This is a genomic window from Corallococcus sp. CA041A, assembly GCF_003612075.1.
GTDB classification, from domain to species: Bacteria; Myxococcota; Myxococcia; order Myxococcales; family Myxococcaceae; genus Corallococcus; species Corallococcus exiguus.
The window spans coordinates 1-5,528 of sequence record NZ_RAWF01000401.1; the positions used below are offsets into that span (position 1 = coordinate 1).

7 protein-coding genes are annotated in these 5,528 nt (G+C 72.1%); 4 read left to right on the forward strand and 3 right to left on the reverse strand.

Going from position 1 to position 5,528, the window contains the following annotated elements; genetic code table 11:
• The coding region (locus D7V77_RS39650) for a ComEC/Rec2 family competence protein (protein WP_147452312.1) at window positions 1–935 on the forward strand (935 nt) is incomplete at its 5' end.
• Window positions 935–1,195, forward strand: a complete 261-nt coding sequence (locus D7V77_RS39655; protein WP_120566442.1) for a hypothetical protein — start codon at window positions 935–937, stop codon at window positions 1,193–1,195. The genes D7V77_RS39650 and D7V77_RS39655, both read left to right, overlap by 1 nt.
• Window positions 1,196–1,204: 9 nt before the next feature.
• Here the strand turns inward: D7V77_RS39655 and D7V77_RS39660 are convergent, their stop codons facing one another.
• On the reverse strand, window positions 1,205–2,410 hold the full coding sequence (locus D7V77_RS39660) for a carbohydrate-binding family 9-like protein (protein ID WP_120581393.1): 1,206 nt from the start codon (window positions 2,408–2,410) through the stop codon (window positions 1,205–1,207).
• Between the two features lie 186 nt (window positions 2,411–2,596).
• On the opposite strand from D7V77_RS39660, the gene D7V77_RS39665 reads away from it, so the two are divergent.
• Both D7V77_RS39665 and D7V77_RS39670 read left to right on the forward strand, forming a co-directional pair.
• Window positions 2,597–3,232 (forward strand): outer membrane beta-barrel protein, encoded by a 636-nt coding sequence (locus D7V77_RS39665; protein WP_120581394.1) that lies wholly within the window; start codon window positions 2,597–2,599, stop codon window positions 3,230–3,232.
• Between the two features lie 129 nt (window positions 3,233–3,361).
• The gene (locus D7V77_RS39670) at window positions 3,362–4,198 is read left to right on the forward strand and encodes an FHA domain-containing protein (RefSeq protein ID WP_120581396.1); all 837 of its coding nucleotides are present in this window, start codon (window positions 3,362–3,364) and stop codon (window positions 4,196–4,198) included.
• A gap of 13 nt (window positions 4,199–4,211) precedes the next feature.
• Here D7V77_RS39670 and D7V77_RS39675 read toward each other — a convergent pair whose 3' ends face one another.
• The gene (locus tag D7V77_RS39675) at window positions 4,212–4,652 is read right to left on the reverse strand and encodes a PH domain-containing protein (RefSeq protein ID WP_120581395.1); all 441 of its coding nucleotides are present in this window, start codon (window positions 4,650–4,652) and stop codon (window positions 4,212–4,214) included.
• Window positions 4,653–4,716: 64 nt separating this feature from the next.
• A partial coding sequence (locus tag D7V77_RS39680; protein WP_147452313.1) for a lipopolysaccharide assembly protein LapB occupies window positions 4,717–5,528 on the reverse strand: 812 nt, incomplete at its 5' end.

Here is a 5,528-nt window from a genome sequence, read left to right on the forward strand (position 1 = left end):
GGCTGGGCGCATGGGCCCTGGGGGCGGGGCGCTGGCGATGGCTGGGCCTGCTCGTTCCGGGGGCCTTGCTGGGCGCACTGCTGCTGCCCGTGCTCGCACCAGAGCCCGCGCTGCGGATCACCTTCCTCTCCGTGGGCCAGGGGGACGCGGTGGTGCTGCGCTCCCGGGGACACCATGCGTTGGTGGATGCGGGCGGCGTTCCGGAGGGCGCGGATACCGGGGAGCGGTTCGTCCTGCCCTTCCTCAAGGCGGAGGGCGTGTCACGGCTGGACCTCGCGGTGCTCTCCCATCCGCATCCGGACCATGCGCTCGGGCTCGTGTCGACGCTGGCCCAGGTGCCCACCGGACGCCTGTGGCTGTCCGCGGGGAGCGCGGACGGGCCGCTGTCCCGGCGGATCATCTCCGCCGCGAAGGGCGCCACGGTGGAGGAGGTGGAGGTGGGGCATGCCTCGTTCGTCCTGGGCGAGGCGACGCTGGAGGTGCTGGGGCCTCCCGTGGACCGCGAGCTGATGGAGGGCGCGAACGACCGGAGCGTGGTGCTGCGCGTGCGCCATGGCGACGTCACCGTGCTGCTGGCGGGCGACGTGGAGGCGGAGGGCGAGGCCGCGCTCGAGGAGGCGCTGGGGCCGGTGACGGTGTTGAAGGTGCCGCACCACGGTTCGCGCACGTCCTCCACCGCGCCACTCCTGGAGCGCACCCGGCCGCGACACGCGGTGTTCTGCGTGGGCCGGCGCAACCGATACGGGTTCCCCCATCCGGAGGTGGAGGCGCGCTACCGGGCCCTGGGCACCGAGTGCTGGCGCACCGACCGCGATGGGGCCATCACCCTGGAGAGCGACGGCGAGGACGTCCGGCTGGTGTCCTTCCTGCCGCGCGTGGATTCCGCACCGCCCCCCGTTGCCGGGAGTGGGAGGCAGGCCCAGCTTGAACGGTGATGATCTCCGACGACCTGGATCTCCGGCAGCTCACCGCGCAACTCAAGGCCCGCCTGGGCCCTGGCGAGCCCGTGGGCTACCTGCGCGGCAAGTCCCTGATGCGCGACATGCTGCTCGACATGAGGGACAACCGGTTCTCCGAACTGGAGGCCGAGGAGCTCGTCGACACGCTGGAGTCCCGCGGCTTCGTGCGCTTCCTGGGCGACCCGGCGGAGCGCTCCGTGGCGGATGCGCCGTGGGACATCTCACCCCACGCCTGACGCGCCGGCCTACTGGAAGACGAGCCACCCGAAGCGCGGCAGCGCGTGGAAGTCGCCGATGAAGAGCGGGGAGAAGGCCTGGCCTTCCACCTGCCGGCGGTCGTGGTGCTCCAACCGGTAGAGGTTGAAGCGCCAGCGCTCGCCCGGCTGGGGCGGAATGTGCGGCACCTCCGCGAGCCGGTTGAACGGGATGGCCATCTCCACCGTCCAACCCTCGTCGCGGTCGGACGCGTCGTCCAGCGTGCCGCGCACCTTCACCGCCGTCTTCATGCCTGAGTCCCACGAACGGTCCATGCCCTGGCGCCGCGCGGGGAAGTACGCGTCGAAGATGACGTTGTGGGGAGACACCTGCAGCTCGTTGTATGTGCGCCCGTCCGCGTTGGCGTCGAGGAACACCTCCACGACCTCCTGCTCGTAGATGGAGTCGTCGCGGTTGCGCATCGTGCCCCAGATGTCCGGGTCCTCCACGTCGAAGGCCACGTACAGGTTCGCGTCGTCGTAGACCATGCGCGCCTGGGTGCGCAGCCGCACGGGCCGGCCGTCGAAGCTGCCCGCGAGCGTCACCGGCTTCGCGCCCTTCCAGGCCTCGTCATCCAGCGCCCCGTCGACCACCGGCGCCTTCTTCACGCGCGTGACGGTGTACTCCGGCAGCGCGGGAGGCTCGCCGCCGAGGAGCGGGCCTCGCATCCGGTTGTCACCCGACTGCATGCGCGGATCATCCACCGCGAGCCGCTCGTCGCCCTTCCAGAAGCCCAACGCGAGGCGTGCGGGCGTGGCGGGCATGGCGACGGTGTGCACGTCCTCCAGCACCCGGCCCACGGGCCAGGTCTCCAGCGGCGCGGCGCCGTCCTGGAACTCGTGATCCGCGTTGGCCAGCATCTGGCCGCTCTCCGGATCCACCACGTGCACGAAGAAGTGGAAGCCCTGGGGCGGCGGGCGCACGGCCTGGAAGAAGTGCGAGATGCGCACCGGCTGCCCCGGCGTGGCCTGCTCCGGCGTCACGCGCGCGCCCAGGTAGACGATGGAGCCTCCGGCGAAGGTGGCGCCGCTGCGGAAGGTGAGCCCCTCCGGGGCCGCGTCGAGCGTCCGCAGCGTCGTGGGCGCGGGCAGCTTGGGCGTGCGGTGGGCGGGGCCCGCCTGTTCATCGCGGCAGGCGCCACCCACGAACAGGACGGAGGACAGCAACGGGACGAGGGCAAGGGAGCGGAGGCGCATCGAAGGCGCGGAGTCTACCCTTCCCTGCCCTCCTGGAAGCGTTCTTCCTCGGGTGGGGCAGCGCGCTTCCCATGCATGGGCAACCCGTCCGCAAGGGAGGGCGACCGAGCCGGCGGGCCCCCGAGGCCCGGTTGGCATGGACGAAAGTCCACCCCACTTTTCGGTCCAACACAGGGAGGGGACCACATGAGCAAGGGATTGTTGGCTGGCGCGGCGGCGGTGGCGGTGTTGGCGGCGGGTTCCGCGCAGGCGGCTTCGACGGAGCTGCGAAGGTCGGCGGACATGCGCGGCCTGACGTTCCTCGTGGGCGGCGGTGTGGAGGGCTACACCAGCGGGCTGCGAGACCAGATTGATCCAGGCCTGGCGTACGGCGTGACGGTGGCCATCAAGCCGACGAACGTGCTGGGCATCGAGCTGGGCTACACGGGCGCCATCAGCAACTTCAACGACAGCCGCGTGCTGACGACGGACACCAGCGGACCGGACATCGTGCGCAACGGCGCGCAGGCGGCGGTGACGCTGGGCCTGACGGCCACGCCGCTCCAGCCGTACGTCATGGGCGGTGTGGGCCTGAGCCGCTACAACGTGCGCTCCGCCGCCCTGGGCTTCCAGGACGACACGGTGGGCAACGTGCCGGTGGGCGCGGGCCTGCGCCTGCACATCGGCAGCTTCACCGCGGACGCACGCGTGAACTACAACTTCCTGTTCGACCAGGAGTTCGCGCTCACCGTGCCGCCGTCCGACGTGAACCTGGGCGGCGACGAGACGTTCAGCAGCGGCGGCCGCTACGTGGGCACCATCAACCTGGGTGCCACCTTCTAGACAGAAGCGATGGCCCACCGCCGTCCCGGCCTCCGGACATGGGAGGCCGGGGCTGGATGGGGCCTGGGGGCAACCTCGCGAAAACGCGACGTCCGGTGGCAGGCGTGACGCTTGCTGCCGGGCGTCCGCATGCGCTTCGAATTCGAGCACCTGGGCACCCCCACCCCGTTCGAGCTGACCGAGGGCCTCCACCTCCTGGGCGGCGGCCCCGATGACCATGTCCACCTGGAGGGCCTTCCTCCGGGGCTGTTGACCCTGCGCATCGGCTCCGGGCGGCTCATGGTGGAGGCGGTGCGCAGCTTCACCGTGAACGCGGTGCGCGTGCTGCCCGGCGTGTCGCGCCTGGTGGTGCCCGGCGAGGTGCTGGGCCTTCCGGACGGCATGTGCCTGCGCGTGCTCGCCGAGCCGAGCGCCCCCGGGCGCGGCGTGGGCACTGTCGCGGTGCTCAAGGGCCTGCTGACGGACGCGGACACCCCGCCGTCGCGCGCCGCCTCCCTCACCTGCCTCACCGGACTGGACGTAGGCCGCTGTCACGCGCTCGCGGAGGCGTGCACGGACATCGGCCGGGGCGACGGCGCGGCCCTGCGGCTGCGCGACCGGGCCGTGTCGCGGATGCACGCGCGGATCCGCCGTGAGGACTCGGGCTTCGTTCTGGAAGACCTGGGGACGCCCAACGGCGTGTTCCTCAACGGCGTGCGGCTGGAGACCTCCGCTCCCCTGGTGGATGGGGACGTCGTGGAGCTGGGGCGCTCGCTGCTCCGCTTCCAGGCGGCGTTCGACGAGGCCTCAGGGGAGGCGCGGCCCGTGCCCCGGTCGGCCGCCGTTGTGGAGGAACCCTCGGACGCAGGAGCGCCGCGGCCTCCCGAAGGAGGGCCACGGCGCCTGGAGGGCTGGATCATCGCCGGGGCCGTCGCACTGGCCCTGGGTGCGCTGCTCGTCACCTCCCTGGTGGCGGCGACAGGCTGAAAGTGCGCGCGCCCTACGCAGGCAGGGGCGAGAGGCCAGCGCGCTCCACCAGGAGCCGGGCCAGGTACCGGTGGTGAAGGAAGAAGCTGGTGAAGTGCACGAAGCCCTGGCTGCCCCGGATGGCGTAGACCGTCACCGGCCCGGGGAGGACGTCCAGCTTGCGGATGTCCCTGAAGGAGAAGCGCCGGGTGCGCACCATGCCCCGGCAGGTGATGCCCCGGGCGTCCACTTCAATGCGGGTGCGGCCGTAGTAGGTGACGGCCACCCCGAAGAAGACGACGAAGAAGGCCGCGGACAGGAACGTCTGCAGCGGCACGCCGTCGAAGTGGAACAGCCAGGCGAAGATGCCCAGCCATAACAGGCCTGCCGCCGCCATCACGGCGGCGAGCACCCTGCGCGGGCGAAAGACCTGCTGCTGCTGCTTCCCCTCCACCGTCCGAGCGCGTCCGTCCATGCCCTTTAAAATAGTGGGCCGGACAGTCCCTCGGACCATGCCCGTCTGCCCACCAGGCGAGCGGTCAGCGCAGGCGCTCGGCCTTCTGGCGGGACTCCTCTTTCAGCTCGGGTCGCACGTCGGCGGCGGTGGAGCGCGCGTAGCGCTCGTAGAGGTCGCGGGCCTCCAGGTTGCGGCCCAGCGCGCGGTACGCCTCCGCGAGTCCGTACAGCGGCGAGGCCGCGTCCGGCTCCAGCTTCAGCGCGAACTGGTAGTCCGCCGCGGCCTCCGCGTAGCGCCTCAGCCCGATGTTGGCGCTGCCCCGCGCGATGTACGCCACGGTCAGGAGCGGCTCCTGCTGAAGGGCCTGCGACAGCGTCTGGAGCGCGGGCGCGTAGGCGCGCTGGCTGATGTGCTGGACGCCCTGCTCGTAGGCGCGGCGCGCCTGGGCCCGCGTCGTGTCCGCCACCGGCCCGGAACCGGGCATCTGCCCCACGGCCTGCGGCGACGCCCCGAGCTCGCCCTGCTTCACACGCGCGCGGGTGATGTTGTCCTGCGCGCTCTGACGGATGGCGGCGTCCTGGGTGAGGCGCGACGCGGCCTCCCACTCCTCGATGGCGCGCGCGTAGTAGCCGAGCACCGCCAGCGAGTTGCCCAGCTTGAAGCGCGCCTCCACGTGATCCGGTGCCGCGTGCTCCGCGTCGAGGAAGGCGAAGGCGGCCTCTCGGTAGCGGCGCTCGCGCATCAGCGCGTCCCCGTCGCGGATCCGCGTGGCCGCCAGCACGGCCTGCGACGTGCGCTGGGGCTGGGACTCCAACGGGCCAGGAGGCGTGTCGGTGGCCGGGCCCGGTGCGCGCGCGGCCGGGGCGGCGGACTTCGTCTGGGGGGCCGGGGGCT